The 15,926-nt window shown below is 65.8% G+C and carries 12 protein-coding genes; 11 read left to right on the top strand and 1 reads right to left on the bottom strand.

Going from position 1 to position 15,926, the window contains the following annotated elements:
• Positions 1 to 199 precede the first annotated feature (199 nt).
• The 11 genes from IPU70_RS31660 to IPU70_RS31610 all read left to right on the top strand — a co-directional run bounded on the left by IPU70_RS31660 (position 200) and on the right by IPU70_RS31610 (position 12,097).
• Positions 200 to 1,117, top strand: coding sequence for a LysR family transcriptional regulator (locus tag IPU70_RS31660; protein WP_207473593.1), 918 nt, complete (start codon positions 200 to 202; stop codon positions 1,115 to 1,117).
• 33 nt (positions 1,118 to 1,150) lie between these two features.
• Positions 1,151 to 1,894 carry a helix-turn-helix domain-containing protein gene (locus tag IPU70_RS31655; RefSeq protein ID WP_207473590.1) on the top strand — a complete coding sequence of 248 codons (744 nt, stop codon included), beginning with the start codon at positions 1,151 to 1,153 and terminating at the stop codon, positions 1,892 to 1,894.
• A gap of 106 nt (positions 1,895 to 2,000) precedes the next feature.
• Positions 2,001 to 2,984 (top strand): fumarylacetoacetate hydrolase family protein, encoded by a 984-nt coding sequence (locus IPU70_RS31650; protein WP_207473588.1) that lies wholly within the window; start codon positions 2,001 to 2,003, stop codon positions 2,982 to 2,984.
• A gap of 58 nt (positions 2,985 to 3,042) precedes the next feature.
• Entirely contained in the window at positions 3,043 to 4,002 is a 960-nt protein-coding gene (locus tag IPU70_RS31645; protein ID WP_207473580.1) for a hypothetical protein, read from the top strand.
• A gap of 69 nt (positions 4,003 to 4,071) precedes the next feature.
• The gene (locus IPU70_RS31640) at positions 4,072 to 5,034 is read left to right on the top strand and encodes a tripartite tricarboxylate transporter substrate binding protein (protein WP_207473574.1); all 963 of its coding nucleotides are present in this window, start codon (positions 4,072 to 4,074) and stop codon (positions 5,032 to 5,034) included.
• Positions 5,035 to 5,062: 28 nt separating this feature from the next.
• Positions 5,063 to 6,037, top strand: coding sequence for a tripartite tricarboxylate transporter substrate binding protein (locus IPU70_RS31635; protein ID WP_207473572.1), 975 nt, complete (start codon positions 5,063 to 5,065; stop codon positions 6,035 to 6,037).
• A 31-nt stretch (positions 6,038 to 6,068) separates the two neighbouring features.
• Positions 6,069 to 6,878 carry a substrate-binding domain-containing protein gene (locus IPU70_RS31630; RefSeq protein WP_207473570.1) on the top strand — a complete coding sequence of 270 codons (810 nt, stop codon included), beginning with the start codon at positions 6,069 to 6,071 and terminating at the stop codon, positions 6,876 to 6,878.
• A gap of 225 nt (positions 6,879 to 7,103) precedes the next feature.
• Complete coding sequence (locus IPU70_RS31625; RefSeq protein ID WP_242702789.1) at positions 7,104 to 8,045, top strand: GAF domain-containing DNA-binding protein; 942 nt, start codon at positions 7,104 to 7,106, stop codon at positions 8,043 to 8,045.
• Positions 8,046 to 8,197: 152 nt separating this feature from the next.
• Complete coding sequence (ampH, locus tag IPU70_RS31620) at positions 8,198 to 9,343, top strand: D-alanyl-D-alanine-carboxypeptidase/endopeptidase AmpH (RefSeq protein WP_207473568.1); 1,146 nt, start codon at positions 8,198 to 8,200, stop codon at positions 9,341 to 9,343.
• Positions 9,340 to 10,512 (top strand): hypothetical protein, encoded by a 1,173-nt coding sequence (locus IPU70_RS31615; RefSeq protein ID WP_371819147.1) that lies wholly within the window; start codon positions 9,340 to 9,342, stop codon positions 10,510 to 10,512. Before ampH ends, IPU70_RS31615 begins: the two co-directional genes overlap by 4 nt.
• Positions 10,513 to 10,519: 7 nt before the next feature.
• Entirely contained in the window at positions 10,520 to 12,097 is a 1,578-nt protein-coding gene (locus IPU70_RS31610) for a serine hydrolase (protein WP_207473566.1), read from the top strand.
• A 20-nt stretch (positions 12,098 to 12,117) separates the two neighbouring features.
• Here IPU70_RS31610 and IPU70_RS31605 read toward each other — a convergent pair.
• On the bottom strand, positions 12,118 to 15,926 hold a 3,809-nt coding region (locus tag IPU70_RS31605; protein WP_207473564.1), incomplete at its 5' end, for an autotransporter outer membrane beta-barrel domain-containing protein.

Raw genomic sequence — 15,926 nt, 5'->3', positions numbered from 1 at the left:
TCATGTAGCCTCCTTGATGGAATCGTTCGTTCCGCTTGTCTCCTGGGCGTCCTCTTTGATAAGGTTTGCCATCGGTGATCAGCCGAAATCAAGTGTCGATGCGGTGATTCCAGTATGAGGATGGGTCCGGGCGCGCAGCAATGCCGCTACGCGAATCGCTACGGATCGGATATCGAATGAGGCACAGCCAGGAGACTTCATGCGCCTTCCCGACCTGGACTTGCGGCTGCTGCACGCCTTCCTGGTTCTCTACGAACAGAAGAACCTGCGCAAAGCGTCCGAGGAACTGGGAATTTCCCAGGCAGCCATGAGCCGAGGGTTGGCCAAGATGCGCCGCGCGTTTGATGACCCGCTGTTCGTTTCAACGGCAAGAGGCGTGGAACCGACACCCCGGGCGCATGCTTGCGTCGCGCCCATCTCGCAGATCGTCGAGCTGGCCACAGAACGCCTCTTGCCGACGGTTCCGTTCGATCCGGCGACAAGCGACCGGCAGTTTTCCATCGCCGCGTCCGACGTAGGGGAATTGGTGCTGATTCCGGAACTCATGAGAATCTGTGCCGAGTGGCCCGGCCTGCGCTTCAACGCTCAGCGCCTGTCCATCAAATCGTTGCCGGAAGAACTGAAATCCGGCGCGGTCGACGTAGCCGTCGGCGCGTTTCCCGCCCTGGAAAGCGCCATCCACTGCCGTCGGCTTTACACCGAGCAGTATGTGTGCCTGGTTCGCGCGGAAAACCCGCTCCTGTCGGCGCCACTGACTCTGACTCACTTCCTCGACGCCTCGCACATCGTGGTTTCAGCCACCGTCCTCGGGCATATTCACAGCCGCGTCGAACGGACATTGATCGATATGCTGCCGCCCAGCGCCGTGAAACTCACTTCGCCGAGCTTTCTGCTAGGCGCCATGATCGCCAGCGAAACCGACTGCGTACTGGTCGCGCCCACGGCGCTGGCCCGATTCGTGACAGGCCGGTGCGGGCTGGAAGTGCTGCCCTGCCCGCTCGATATCGAACCCTTCGATGTCGTGATGTATTGGCATGACCGCGTGCATCACGATCCAGCCCACCGCTGGCTGCGCACCTTGATCGCCGAGAGTTTCGGCGCGGACAAAGGCGCTTGACGGCGGGTTCCGTCGGGGAACCAGGTCAGATACATGGAACACATACGTAGCGTCTCCCGCGTCCTGCAGCTGCTGCGGGCCCTGAACGAAACGCCCGAAGCCTCGCTGCAAACCCTGCACGCGACCACCGGCCTGCCCAAGGCGACCCTGCACAGGATGCTGGAAACGCTGCGCCAGGAAGGTTACGTACGCGGAACCGGCGTGTCGGGCATCTACTGCCTGACAGCCAAGGTGATGGAGCTGAGCGCCGGCTGCGGCGACCGGCAGCGGGTAGTGGACATGGCCATGCCGATGCTGATCCGCGCCACCAAAGTCCTGAAATGGCCGCTGGCGATTTCGACGCTGGACGCGGACGCCATGGTCGTGCGCTTCAGCACCATGCCCTACAGCCCTCTCGCCTCCCAATCCAGCACCTACGGCCATCGCCTGCCGCTGGACAGGACGGCGGCGGGGCTGGCCTATCTGTCCTTCTGCTCCGAGGAAGAGCGGATCACCGCCCTGCAATTGCTGCGCAAAGGCCAGCACGACACCGAGCCGGAGCAGCTGCTGACCCAGCGCCTCGACCAGACGCGGCGGCAGGGATATGGACTGAGGCTGCCCGCCGCTCCCCGCGAGACCGCTACGCTGGCTGTGCCGCTGATAGTGGCCGCCGAACTGACGGCCTGCGTCTCACTGACCACTTTCGGCTCCATCATGACGCCCGCCTTCATCCAGGCCCAGCTGCCGCCACTCCAGGAAGTCTGCAACGACCTGGCGGAAGCCATCCGCCTGAGCTGACGCCTCCCGCTACAGCGTTCCGCCAGGCGGAAAGCGTCCACGGCGCGCTACGCCTGGCAGCCGCGCTTGTTTATCTTGAGACCTCATCACCTCAAGGAGCAACAGCATGAAGCTCGCCAGTTTTTTTGCGGCAGGGCGCGACCGGATCGGGTTCGAGGACAAGGACGGAAACGTGGTCGACATCGCCGCGGCAGCGGCCAGCCATGGCATGCCGCAATTGGCGGAAGTGCGCGGCGACCTGCTGCCGCTGCTGGAAACCGAACATGCTTCCTGGTGGCCGGCTTTGCGCGAACTGCACGGGCTGTACGGCTCTGGACAGAGCCCCAGCCTGCGGTTCTCGCCCGGCGACGTCCTCTGGCATCCGCCCGTGCGCCGGCCCTCCAAACTCTGCTGCCTGGCCTTGAACAACAGCGCGAATAGCGAACGCATCCTGTCCGGCCCGAAGCATCCGGCCGTGTTTGTGAAGCCCTGGACCTCGATGACGGGCCACCGCGGCGCGCTGGAGATTCGGCCCACCCACGGACGCGTCCACCCCGAACCGGAACTCGTCGCGGTTATCGGCAGCCGGGCCAAGAACGTGGCCGCGTCGGACGCCATGGCCCATGTCTTCGGCTACACGATACACAACGACTTCACCTCGCCGACGATGCGCGCGGAAGACACCTTCCACTATCGCGCGATTCATCCCGCCGCCGGGGATCCCGAGCAGGTCGAGTACGTCGACACGCACGTCAGCTACCCCGGCCGCTACAAATGCAGCGATACGTTCTCGGCGGTAGGGCCATGGCTGGTAAGCGCCGACGAGATCGCCGACCCTCACGCCCTGGACGTGGCTTGCAGCCACGACGGCCGGCTGATCACCCAGGACAACACGGCGAACCTCTTCTTCAAGCTGCCCGAGGTCATCGAATTCCTGTCCTCGTACATGACACTCATGCCCGGAGACATCATCTCGCTAGGCACCGCGCTGCGCCGCTCCGGCGGTGGCATGGCGGTGCAGAACGTCAACCTTGCTGCGCTGGGCGGCGAGGTGTCGGTCGCCATATCCGGCCTGGGCACGTTGAGCACTCGCGTGGCAAGGCTGCCTTAGGCATGGCCCCCGCCAACATCGCCATGCCGCCAGGGAGAAACCGCACATGACAAACAGCATGCTTGTATGCGTATCGCACTCGCCCATTATCATGATCCGCGCCATGGCGCCGCAGGAGGAGCCCGAGATCAACCGGCTCTACCAGCAGTGCATCGCCGAGATCGATCGCTATGATCCTGACGTGGTGGTGGTGTTCGGCTCCGACCATTACTCGGGCTTCCACCTGGACCTGATGCCTTCCTACTGCGTCGGACTGAAGGCCCGGGCGGAACACGACGTAGGCGGCTTCGGCGGAGACCTGGACGTGCCCGAGCAGGAAGCGTTGCGGCTGATCGAATCGCTCCAGCAGGCCGGTTTCGACCCGGCAACGTCGCGCCGCATGACGGTCGACCATGCGTTTTCGCAACCCATCCACCGCCTGCTCGGCGGCTTGGCCACGCGCCCGGTCATCCCGATTTTCCTGAACGCAATCGCGCCGCCCCTGCCCACATTCGCCAGGATCCGCGCGCTGGGAACGGCCATCGGCCAGGCGATGGCCCAACGCGGCCTCAAGACGCTTTATATCGGTTCGGGCGGTCTTTCCCACCATCCGACCCGCTATTACCCGTTGAGCGGCAGCGCCACCCCTGACGTGGCCGCGTGGCAAATGCACGCGGAACGCGGCGGCAGCATGACCCGGGACGAATGGTTTTCCCGTCTGCGCGACATGCATGAGGAGGGCGCCGCCATGCTGGTGGACGGCCGGCGCACCCGCGCGGACATCAAGCTGAATCCCGAATTCGACGATGCGTTTGTGCACATGGCCATGAATCTGGACTTCACCCGGACGCAATCCTGGGAGGCCAAGAAGGTGATAGAAACCGCGGGCATAGGCGCCATGGAACTGCTGGCCTGGGTCGCGGCCGGCGAAGCCTACAAGAGCGGCGACGCGCGTCTGCCTCACGCAAGCATCTACGCGCCCGCGCTGGAGTATGGCATTGGCTACGGCATGCTCTGCGCGGGCGGCGCCGGCCAATGACGCCCGCGCGCGGATAACGCCTGCCGGCAGCGCCGCGCGAGGCTCACGACAACGAGACTGGAGACAATCATGCTGCCTTCCCTATGCCGCCTGCTCGGCGGCGCGGCCCTGGTGACCGCCGCCGTGACCGCCGGCGCTCAACAGACGCCCGTCCGCTGGATCGTTCCCTATCCCGCTGGAGGCGGCACCGACACCATCGCCCGGATCATCGCGGACGAAATGCGCAACCAGCTTGGACAAACCATCATCGTGGAAAACAAGGCTGGCGCGGGCACCCTCATCGGCACGCAGGCGCTGCTCGCCCTGCCAGCCGATGGCCAGGCGGTGATGTCAGCCGACGGCGGCACGCTGGCCTACAACAGCAGCCTCTATCCCAAGCTTCCCTACGACCCCGAGCGCAGTTTCACCTACATAGGCGCCATGGTCAGCATGCCGATGATCCTGGTGGCAAGGTCGAAGCTGCCCTTCGACTCCTTCCAGGCGTTGCTGCAGGACGCGGTCCAGCATCCGGGCAAGTACACCTATGCCTCCGCGGGTACCGGCTCGCCCCAGCACTTGGCCATGGAAATGCTGCAACAGAAAACCGGCGCGCGGCTGACGCACGTGCCCTACCGGGGCGTGGCGCCTGCCATGCAGGATATCGTCGGCAACCAGGTGGACCTGCTGCTGATAGGCCTGCCCGGCGGGCTCGCCCAGATACAGGCCGGCAATGTCAAACCCCTGGGCGCGGCCACCGTCCAGCGCTTGCCTGAGCTGCCCGAGCTGCCTACGCTGCAGGAAGCCGGCGTGGCAGGCTACACGGCGGACTCCTGGCAAGGACTGGTCGCTCCGGCCGGCGTACCCGCCGAAGCGGCGCTGCGCCTGGAACAGGCTCTGGAACGCGCACTCGCGGTTCCCGCAGTGCGCGACAAACTCCGATCCATGGGCGCGATGCCCACGCCCATGACGGGAGCCGCATTCAAACGCCATGCAAACGAGCAGCGTGACCTGTGGACCCAGGTCATCAAGTCCGCCAGCATCCGCATGGAATAAACCACCAGCACACCACGGGAAGAGGGACATGAGGACGACAGGAATCGGAATCGCAGCCGCATTTGCGCTTGGAGTACTGGCAGCGACCGGAGCGGCGCGCGCCGCCGGCTATCCGGACAGGCCGATCAAGCTGATCGTGGGCTTCGCACCGGGCGGGGCGAGCGACACACTGGCGCGGCAGGTCGCGCAGCATGCCTCGGGAAAACTAGGACAACAGATCATCGTCGAGAATCAGGCGGGCGCCGGCGGGAGCCTGGCGGCCAGGACCTTGTCGCGAGCGGGCCCCGACGGCTACACCATCATGCTCGGCAGCCCCGGCAGCATGATCATCAACCCCATCCTGCAGCCCAACCTGGCCTATGACCCTGGCAAGTTCTCGCCCATCAGTCCACTGGCCCGCATCAGCTATGCGTTGATGGTGCGCGAAAACCTGGGAGCGGATTCCGTCGCCCGCCTGGTGGAGCTTTCGAAGTCCACGCCCCACGGCCTGACCGTCGGGTCCGCGGGCATAGGCTCCAACACGCATCTGGTGGCCATGTCCTTCGTGGTCGGCACCGGCGCGCAACTGCGCCACATTCCCTACAAGGGCACCGCGCCAGCCATGACCGACCTGTTGGCCGGCAATATCGACGTGCTGTTCGATTCGATACCAGTGGTGCTGCCCCAGATTCAAGGCGGGAAAATCAAGATATTGGCCGTCACCGGCACCGGCAGGGAAACGTCGTTCCCCGCGGTGCCCACGGTGGCGGAAAGCGGCTGGCCGGCGTTTTCCGCAAATAACTGGTTCGGCATCTTCGCCCCGCCGAATACGCCCGCCGCCATCGTGCAGACGCTGAACGCGGCATTCACCGCGACGCTCGAGGACAACAGCGTGCGTGAGCTGCTGGAGTCCTCCGGCAACCGCCCCACGCCCGGCACCCCCGAGGATCTCGCCAAGCTGGTGCAGACGGAAAAGCAAAGCTACGAAAAAATCATCAAGCAGGCCAACATCAGCCTGCAATAGGCAAAGCAGCGGCTCGGCGAAAGGAGACAAAATGAACAAGAGCAGACTTGCGTTCTGGACGACGGTTTTCTGGCCCCTGGCATTGTCCGCCAGCAACGCCCTGGCCGCCGGCCCCGTGGAATCTCAGACGCAAAACCACGCCATCAACATGCTGGCGTCCGGTGCATTTTCCGCGGTCAATGACCAGTTGGAGCCGTACTACCGGAAGGAGTTGGGGCTAGACATCACCGCCAGCTTCGGTTCCGCCTTGCGTACCGTACCCACTTCGGTGCCGCGCCGCCTGGAACGCGGAGAAGCGGCGGACGTGGTGCTGACGTCCAAGACCGCCTTGGAACAACTTGCCGCCCAAGGACTGGTCCTCCCGGACAGCCAGGTCGACATCATGAAATCCGCTCTCGGCCTTGCCGTGCGCAGCGGCAGTCCGATACCGGAGATCGGCACGCAGGCCCAGACCGCTGCGGCGCTATTGCAGGCCCGCTCGATTGCCTACTCTTCCAGCCTGAGCGGCACCTACTACGAAACCGAGATGCTCAAGAAAATGCAGATCGAGGATCAGGTGCTGCCCAAGAGCCGCAAGGTCACCGGCGAAAAAGTCGGAGCGGTCGTGGCGCGGGGAGAGGCCGAAATAGGCATGCAGCAGGTCAGCGAACTGCTGGCGGTGCCAGGCATAGTCTTTGTGGGCAAGCTGCCTGAATCGATTCAGCAGTACACGGTGTTTTCGGCGGGAATCTCAGCATCCGCAAGAAATCCGGAAGGCGCCCGCGCCTTGATCACCTTTCTTGCCCGTTCGCCCGAAGCGCATCAGGTGCTGTCCCGAAACGGCCTGGAACCGGCCAGATGAACGGGGCTGAGGCCCCGAAAGGTGTCGCGCGCGACCAACACCCCGTCGTCCCTTCTCAGTAAAAACCCTGAGCGCAATCCCTCTTCCCGGCAATGGCGCGGCAATGGACGGCTATCGCCTGCCACCGGCATGCCAGACTCATGTCGTCCCGTTCTTATAATCCCTGGTTACCGGAGGGAAAATTCCCGCTGGGCGCGCAGCGCAGCAGCGCGTAGGCGAAGCGCCATGAAGCCGTCGGGGGAATTGCACGTGAAGGATGCGGGTCAGTACCAAGCACACTCAGCCACCCTGCTTGAACCCAGTCCCTCATCGGACTGGCTCTACCACTGCGCGATGAGCCTGCTCAAGCTGCCAGCCGACGACGCGATCTCCGAGCAGCTGGCCTATATGGGCGAGACCTCCGACGTCGACCGCTCCTGGATGATCGAATACCGTCCCGACATGCTGCGCCTGCGCAACACCCACGAGTGGTGCCGGGGCCAGACCGAGCCCTTCGTCGCCGAACTCCAGGACGTGCCGACCACCCTGATCGCCTGGCTGCACAAGTTCATGGTGAAGGGCCAGGCGGTCGCCATCCATGACGTCAACGACCTGCCCCGCACCGCCCGCGCCATCCAGGTCGAGTTCCAGCGCCAGGGCAACAAGAGCGTGCTGAGCGTGCCGATATTCCACGACCAGAAGCTCTACGGCATCATCGGCTTCGACACTACGGTCCGGCACCGCACCTGGTCGGCCGACGAAGTCCGCGCCCTGTACCAGTGCGCCAACCTGATCGGACAAGCCAAGTACGGCAACGCCCGCGATCGCGGCCGCGCGGTCGGCTATGGCAACGTGACATCGGTGATCTATCTCAGCATGCGCGGCGTGGTGCGCGGCGTGCAGCCCGAAACCATCGTCGGCGTGCGCTCCGCCGGCAACTACAGCGAAATCTGGCTCGAGGATGGGTCGATGGTGCTGGACTCGCGCGCGCTCGGCGTATGGTCGACCCTGCTGCCGGAGCAGACTTTCTTCCGGGTGCATCGGACCGCCATTGCAAACGCGTTGCATGTCATGGACGTGGACCGCCGCAGCGTCGACAAGTGGCTGATCAGGATGCGGGCCGTCGACGAGACCTGGCCGGTGTCCCGCTCCTACCGCAAACCGCTGCGCGAACGCATGGGAATCTGAATCCGGCAACCCGGCGGCGACGGCCCGGCAATATGCAGTTCGTCATGCCGGCATGTTGTTTCGTCCTGGCGGAAGTGGCCGCGCAACGAGTTTTTGGGATCATCGCGCATGCGGAGGAACACCCGTTCCTCGAGTCATCCAGAGAGAACCGCATGCCGACGTTCCGCCCCCCTACGCGCCTCGCCATCCTTGCCCTGAGCGCCGTCTGCGCGCTGGGCGCAAGCCAGGCCCGCGCGGCCGACCTGGCCTTGCAGGACGCCGTCTCCATGGCCGGCATGCAGCTGTACCTGAACTCCGGCGCGCCCGGACTGATCATCGCGGCGGTGCGCGGCGATGAAGTCGTGATCCAGGGCTACGGCGAAACCGCGCCGGGCAGCGGCGTGGAGCCCGATGGCCGTTCCATATTCAGGATCGCTTCAGTATCCAAGGTGTTCGCCGGCGATGTGCTGGCGGCGCTGGCGGCCAAGAACAAGCTCCAGCTGACCGATCCCCTGGCGAAGTATGCGCCGGAGCATGCCAAGGTCGACGCCAACGGCCGTCCGCTGACGCTGCTGGACCTGGCCACCCATTCGGCGGGCCTGCCGCGCGAACTGCCCAACCCGGACGCCAAGCCCTCCGACAACCCTTTCGCCGCATTCGACCGCGCCTATTACTGGAAGTGGGTCGGCAGCCACAAGCCGGCCTATGTGCCAGGCACGACCACGCTGTATTCGAACCTGGGCTACGGCCTGCTGGGCGATGCATTGGCCAAGGCCGGCGGCGCGGACTACTCGACCGTGCTGGCCGACGAGGTCCTCAAGCCCGCCGGCATGACGGACACCACCAATGCGCTAAGCGATGCGCAGAAGAAACGCCTGATGACCGGCCTGGACCCCTTCGACAAACCAGACCCGAACGCCGTGGTGCCCGACGTGATGTACGCCAGCGCCGGCGTCTACTCCACCGCCGACGACATGGCGCGCTGGATGCGCTGGCATCTGGACAGCGCAAAACAGTCCAAGGAGGCCGCCTTGTTGGCCCACACAATGTGGCTGCCCTATGACGGGCTGAAATCCGTCGTGGGCACGGAAGTCACCGACGCCGACGGCATGGGGCTGGGCTGGGTGGTGACCCTGCCGCGCAACGGCGCGCCCTTGCTGTTGGGCAAGAGCGGCGGCCTGGGCGGCTTCATGTCCTACGCCGTCCTGTCGCCCAACCGCGGATTGGGCGTGTTCGTCGTCGCCAGCCGCGTGAACTTCGCCATGTTCAACAACATCCACTCTCAGGTGCGTGAACTGGCGGCCGAGTTGGCGCGGTGAGCGGTAGGCGTCCCACGTTGCGCCAGGCCGCGGCGGCAGCGCTGTTGGCCGTGGCCGCGCAAGGCGCGTGCGCGCAGGAAGCCCGGGACATCTTCAAGACGGAGATTTTCCTCACGCCCTACAGCGAGTTGGGAGAAGGCGGCGAGACCTATCCGCGGCTGAACGGCAGATTCTTGCTGATGACCGGCTACACCGGCTTCTTCGGCGTGCAGGACGACAACGGCCAGTTGCCGCGCTCGCACTGGAGCAGTGTGCAACCCACGGCGGAAGCCGCGTTGGTGTTGCAGTTGAACCGGCAGTTTTCGATCCGCGCCAAGGCGACGTTCAATTCGTCCACCAACGACACCAAGGACAACGCCTTTTCCGACCTGGGCGTGGACCTGGACAACCTGTTCGCCGCCTACACCGCGGACAACTACGCGCTGTATGGCGGCAAGATGGACCTGGGCTTTGGCGACGCCTGGCACGTGATCGACGGCTTGTACACAGGCTTCAACGAAAACTCGGAGTTCCGCGGGTCGATCGGGTTGGGCGGGCGCTACACCCTCGATACCACGGGCCAAGGCACGCATTCCGTGGCCGCCATCCTGTTCAAGCGCGACAACACCGCGATGAACCGCCGCTTCAGCCTGGACGGCGGTCTCATCGGACCGGATCAGCCGCCGCTGTTCAGCGACCAGTTGAAGTCCTTCATCCTCTCTTACGACTTCCGCGACCTGCCCGGGCTGGAAGGCTTATCGGGCGGTCTGGACGCGGGCCGGCTGCATCTGGATCCCGGACAAGGCAAAAGCGCCAACACGGTGTCGGCCCGCTTGCGCTACGACACGCCGCTGGCCAACTCATGGAACCTGAGCTGGTTCAACGAAGCCACTTATTCCAGCGCCTTTCGCGGCGCTCCCGTCTCCAATGGCAACGGCGTGACCTCAGTGTCGCTGTCGCGTGACCGCTGGCAACTGACCGCGACGGCCGCCGTGCGCAAGTTGTCCGGCAGCGGCCAGAAGCTGGCGCAGCATGGTTTGCTGGACGACACGGATTGGGGAATTTCAGGCGCGGTCACCTATGTCACTCCCCTGGGTTTCATCGTGCAGGCCGGGCTCACGCATCAGCGCGACCAGGCCCTGCGCATCAACCAGGGCGTTATTCGCATCGCTTACCAAGCAGGATTCTGAGGCCATCATGAACCGCAAACATACGCTTATCACCGCCGCAATCGTACTTGCGCTGGGCAGCGCCCCGGCCGCCTGGTCGCAACCCGTGCCCATCGCCAACGGGCCGACCCCGCCCGCCGACGCGGTGGCGATCCCGGCCGGCAGCAAGGAACGCGCAGTGCAGGACCTGCCGCGGATCATCGCGGACATCATGCAGCGCAGCCAGGTGCCGGGCATGGCGGTGGCGGTGGTCATCGACGGCAAGACCGTGCTGGCCCAAGGCTACGGCACGCGCGTAGCGGGCAAGCAGGCGCCGGTGGACGCGCAGACCGTGTTCCAGATCGCGTCCATCTCCAAGTCATTGTCGGCAACGGTGGCGGCCATCGAAATATCCAAGGGCAAGGCCGCCTGGGACGATCCGGTGTCGCGCTATCTGCCGGACTTCAGGCTGAGCAATGCCTATGTGTCCGAAAGCGCCACGATCGGCGACTTCTTCGCGCACCGCTCCGGCTTGCCTGGCACGGCGGGCGACGACCTCGAAGACCTGGGATTTTCCCGCCAGGACGTGATCGCCCGCCTGCGGCTGCTGCCGCTGGACGCGTTCCGCACGTCCTACCACTACGCCAACTTCAGCACCACCATAGGCGCGGAAGCGGTGGCCAAGGCCGCCGGACGCCCTTGGGAAGCGCTTGCCGATGAACAGCTGTTCAAGCCGCTGGGCATGAAGTCGACCAGCTACCGCTACGGCGACTTCGAGGCGCAGGCCAATCGCGCCGTGCTGCATGCGTTCCAGAACGGCAAGTTCGTGCCCTCGGGCCAGCGTGACGCGGACCAGCAGGCGCCCGCGGGCGGCGTGTCCTCCACGGTCGTCGATATGGCGGAATGGCTGAAGCTGCTGCTGGCTGACGGGCAGTACCAGGGCAAAGCCATGATCGCCCCGGGCGCGCTGCTGCCCGCATTGACGGCCCAGGCATTCAGCGCCCGCGCGCACGACCTGGATTCGCGTTCCGGCTTCTACGGCTACGGCTTCAACGTCAACACCGAACTGGGCGGGCGCCCCTCGATGGGGCATTCCGGCGCCTTCCTGATGGGGACCGGGACGACGTTCCGGATCGTGCCGTCCGCCGGCATCGGCATCGTGGTGCTGACCAATGGCGCGCCGGTGGGCGCGGCCGAATCCGTCGCGGCATCGTTCATCGACACGGCGCTGTACGGCAAGCCCACGCGCGACTGGTTCGCGGCCTACAACGGCGCCATGAAGGCCTTTTTCGAACCCCAGGCCGATCTGTCCGGACAGGCCGAACCCGCCAAACCCGCGGCGTCGAAAGCGCTGTCGCAATACACCGGCAGGTTCGACAACCCCTACTACGGCCCTGCCGAAATCCAGGAAGCCAATGGCGTCCTGACCCTGGTGCTGGGTCCCAAGGGCATGCGCTTCCCCCTGCGCCATTGGGACGGCGACACCTACGCCTTCTCGCCCGCGGGCGAAGCCGAACTGGTGGCATCGCTGGCGTCCATCGTCTTCAAGATGGACCAGGGGCGGGCCCAGGGCTTCGACATCAAGTTCTACGACGACAGCGGCCTGGGCCGCTGGACCAGCAAGTAGCCGCTTTGCGCGCCGCCAGCTCAAAAGCGGTAGGCGGCGCGCAAGGTCAGGGACTGGTCGCGGTATTCCCCGTTGCCGCGCAAAGCGTATTCCGTCTTCAGCTCCACGCCCTTGGGCGTAACGTATTCCAGGCCGGCCGACAGATTGCCATAGGTCCTGGGCATGCCGGACCGCAGCGTGAACGGCGCCGCGCCCGGCACATTCAGCTGCATGGTGCTGACCACGTCGCCGCCGCTCAGGAAGCTCATCCCGCCAGCCACGTATGAGCGCAAGGTCGAGCCGTTGGCCAGGTCCTTGCGTCCGCCCAGTTCCATCATGGGCGAGACCATGAACGAAGTCGTGTCGTTGCCGTGCACCTTCAGGTTGAAGGCGCCCGCGCCTTGTTCGTCGTAGCCGTCCTGCCGGATGTGGTTCACGTCCAGGTCCACGTACGGCCGCAAGTACCAGGACGGCTGGCTGAATTCGTAGGCGGTGCGCAGCCTGGCCGCCAGAAAGGACGATTCCGGCTTGCTCTTGGCCACGCCGTCCAGCGTGCCGCGCGACATCCTGCTCTTCTCCACGCCGCCGTGCACGGCAAGCGACACCTGCCACGGCGCGTTGTTGTACTTCAAGGCCAGGCCGCCCGCGTAAGTGTCGCTATTGCCCGAAAGATCCGAGGACGAGGTGGTCTTGCCATAGGCGTAGCTCAGCGAACCGCCCAGGAACCAGTTGGTGGCAATCTCGCGCTGCGCGCCCAGCGTGAGCGTGCTCTGGCGCACGCGGTAGCCTTCGTCGTCCGAGGTGGCCTTGCGCTGGGTCCAGTTCGTGTCCAGACGGGTCCAGACGCAATCGCCCTCGCGCAGAATGGTGCTTTCGCCGACGAAGGCCGGGCAGCTCATCATCCGGTTCATCGACGCGTAGGAGGCATGCATCTGGTTGGCGGCGCGGGCGAACTGGCCGTCATGGGCGATGCGGTTCAAGGCGTCGCGGTACTGGTCCGCGGTCTGGATCCCCGTGAGCTTGTCGAAGGTGGCGGCATCGCTCTGTTTCCCCTGGTCCCACAGCGCCTGCAGCGAGTTCGCGATCCTCGCGCGATCCGCGCTCAGCGGCAATGCCGACGGGGTGAAATTGGCGTCGACCGAAATGAGCGGATCGCGCAAGCCGCCGGCGCCGTTGTTCTTCAGCGCATAGTTGAACAAGGGGCTGTCGCTTGCGGTCGCGGGCATGCTGTTTTGCGCGGCATCGAAATGGCCTATCCCCAGCCACACGTTCTTCACGGGATTGCGCAGCACGGGTCGGACCGTTCCCGCGAAGGTCGATGCGCCCGATACCGAGAGGAAGTCGCTGTTGTGGCCACCAAAGTCCAGATCGGGCCGGTAGGTTCCCGTGTGGTTCAGTGCGCCCGTGATCCGGGTCGCGGCAAACACGCCCGGCCCGCCCGGATTGAGGACGCCGGCGCTGGCCAGATCGCCCTGGAAGCGGGCGCCGCTGTACAGGTTGGCGCCGGCGTTGTTATGGAAGAGGCTGCCGCTGCCCATCAGCACGTCGCCCGCCACGGTTCCGCTATTGTTGACGACAGTCTGGCCGGCCACGTCGATCGCCGTCTTCGCCTGGATGGTGCCGGCATTGGTGATGGTGGTGCTGGCCAACGGCGCAATGGCCAGGATGCCCGTGCCGGACTTGGCGTCGGCGCTTATCAAGGCATTCTGCTCCAGGCTGACCGAGACCGCCCGGCCGCCGCCATAGGCGCCATTGCTGATCGCGACCACGGCCGGTGAATTGGCCCCGGTGGCGACGACCTGCGCGGCATGGCCGATGGCCACGCTTACCGGCCCGCCGTATGCCGGGTAGTTGCCCGGCGTGCTGTATTGATAAAGCGTGCCGTCCTTGAACACGCCGCCCCCGCCCACGCTCATCGCCAGGATCGCGGGCGCGTTGGCGCCGGAAGTCTGGACAGTGCCGCCCGTGCCGATGGCCACGTTGATGCTGCCGCCATTGCCCTGGCCGCCGGTCAGTCCCGCGTTCTGTATCAGGCCCGTCGTGTATTGCGCGGACGACTGGTCGCCCGCCAGCCCGCCGCCCCCGCCCACGCTTTGCGCCAGGATGCCGGCGGCGCCTTTGCCCGAGGTCGCGACCGTACCCGAAATGGACAGATTGACGGCATTGCCGTCGCCGCCTGCCGCCGGGGATCCGACGGGTTTCAAGGTCACGAGGCCGGGCCGCGTCGCCAGGCCGGCAATGCCGCCACCTCCACCTATGCTTTGCGCGACGATGCCATGCGAATTCGTGCCGGCCGTGACGATGCTGCCGCCCACGTCCTGCGTCACGGTAACGCTTCCACCAGGACCGACCATCGGCGAGCTGGAGCCGAACGTGAGGTTCACCGCATTGGCGGCTGGCCCCGCGCCGTTATCCACCATGACCAGGCCGCCGCCGCCCCCTATGCTCTGCGCCAGCACGCCGAAGGACAGCGCGCCGTTGGTGACGATACTGCCGCCCGTGTTGGCGACGCTGACACTGCCTCCGCCGCCGGTGACGTTGCCCAGGAAGCCGCCTCCCCCAGCTTTCGCGGTGCTCCCCAGCTGAATATCGATGCCCGTGAGAGACGCGCTGGACGACACGGCCGCCATGCCGCCTCCGCCGCCCACGCTTTGCGCCAGGATCCCTGGAGAGAACCACCCTTGCGTGGTGACGCGGCCAACGTTGTTGGCCACGCTCACCGTGCCGCCGGACGCCTGGACCATGCCGAAGGTGTTGGTGATGGACGGGTATTCAGCGCCCAACGCGACCGCCAGCGAGGCCTCCTGCTGGATGGCGGCAAGGCTGGCATTGCGCAGGACCAGCGTGCTGACCCCGCCGCCGCCGCCCACGCTTTGCGCCATGATCCCGGCAGAGCCACCCGCCCCGGTCGCGAGCGTCCCGCCATGAACCACGCTGGCCGCGCCGCCCGTGCTGGTCGAGGAACCCTGCTTCGGGTCGCCCGCGGCGCCCAGCGTGATCGCCGCTGCGGTCTGGTTCCACAGGAACAGGGGCTGGTCGACCACCGAAATGCCGCCGCCCCCGCCCACGCTCTGCGCGAGTATGCCCGGCGCCTGGTAGCCCTGCGTGGAGATCTGGCTGGTCGCAGCGCTGGCGTCGACCATGACGGCGCCGCCCGCGCCGCTGGCCCCGTCTACCCCGCCGGCACGCACATTGACTAGGGAGCCCAGCAGTGACCCGCCTTTGGTGCCCAGGAGGCTGACGATGCGGGTGATCTTGTCGATGATCGCTGGAGCCTGGCTGCCCGCGCCGGCCGATACCACCGCCTGCAGATCCTGCCCGCTGGCTGTGCTTCTGCCGCCGCCACCGCCTATGCTCTGCGCGACGATGCCCGCCGAACCGCTGCCTTGCGTCGCAATGACCCCCGTGTTCGTCACGAGGGCCGGATCCGCAGCGCTGCCGCCGCCCGCGCCCGCCTCACCGCCGTTGCCGCCAGTCTGGTGGGCGATGCTGGTTTGCGGCAGCGCGACGGTGAACAGATCCTGCACGCCCGACGCGGCGGCCTTGATCAGCGCATCGATACTGGACAGCAGGCTGGACGCGCCCGCCGAATCTATCGTGCCCGCATTGCCTCCCCCGCCGCCGATGCTCTGCGCCAGGATGCCGGGCGCGTGGTCTCCCGCCGTCGAGATGGCGCCGTCATTGCGCACATTGAAGGCGCTGGCGCCGTTCCCCGCGCCGCCATTGCCGCCGGTCGTGACGCCGACCGACAGATTGACGGCCTTGCTGAACGCCAGTTGCGGCGTCTGCTCCAGCCAGCTCGCGGCCTTGTCCAGCAGGCCTGCCAGGCTGCCCGGCGAGCCCAGGATGT

Source organism: Achromobacter sp. SD115 (assembly GCF_017355315.1).
In the GTDB taxonomy this organism is placed as follows: domain Bacteria; phylum Pseudomonadota; class Gammaproteobacteria; order Burkholderiales; family Burkholderiaceae_B; genus Achromobacter; species Achromobacter xylosoxidans_B.
This window is presented reverse-complemented; position numbering and strand designations above follow the sequence as displayed.

What these genes read in the sequence shown, in the direction of transcription:
- IPU70_RS31650 (WP_207473588.1), top strand. Translation starts at nt 2,001, where the DNA reads ATGAAGCTCGCCAGTTTTTTTGCGGCAGGGCGCGACCGGATCGGGTTC.
- IPU70_RS31645 (WP_207473580.1), top strand. Translation starts at nt 3,043, where the DNA reads ATGCTTGTATGCGTATCGCACTCGCCCATTATCATGATCCGCGCCATG.
- IPU70_RS31655 (WP_207473590.1), top strand. Translation starts at nt 1,151, where the DNA reads ATGGAACACATACGTAGCGTCTCCCGCGTCCTGCAGCTGCTGCGGGCC.
- IPU70_RS31610 (WP_207473566.1), top strand. Translation starts at nt 10,520, where the DNA reads ATGAACCGCAAACATACGCTTATCACCGCCGCAATCGTACTTGCGCTG.
- ampH (WP_207473568.1), top strand. Translation starts at nt 8,198, where the DNA reads ATGCCGACGTTCCGCCCCCCTACGCGCCTCGCCATCCTTGCCCTGAGC.
- IPU70_RS31640 (WP_207473574.1), top strand. Translation starts at nt 4,072, where the DNA reads ATGCTGCCTTCCCTATGCCGCCTGCTCGGCGGCGCGGCCCTGGTGACC.
- IPU70_RS31660 (WP_207473593.1), top strand. Translation starts at nt 200, where the DNA reads ATGCGCCTTCCCGACCTGGACTTGCGGCTGCTGCACGCCTTCCTGGTT.
- IPU70_RS31635 (WP_207473572.1), top strand. Translation starts at nt 5,063, where the DNA reads ATGAGGACGACAGGAATCGGAATCGCAGCCGCATTTGCGCTTGGAGTA.
- IPU70_RS31630 (WP_207473570.1), top strand. Translation starts at nt 6,069, where the DNA reads ATGAACAAGAGCAGACTTGCGTTCTGGACGACGGTTTTCTGGCCCCTG.
- IPU70_RS31625 (WP_242702789.1), top strand. Translation starts at nt 7,104, where the DNA reads ATGAAGCCGTCGGGGGAATTGCACGTGAAGGATGCGGGTCAGTACCAA.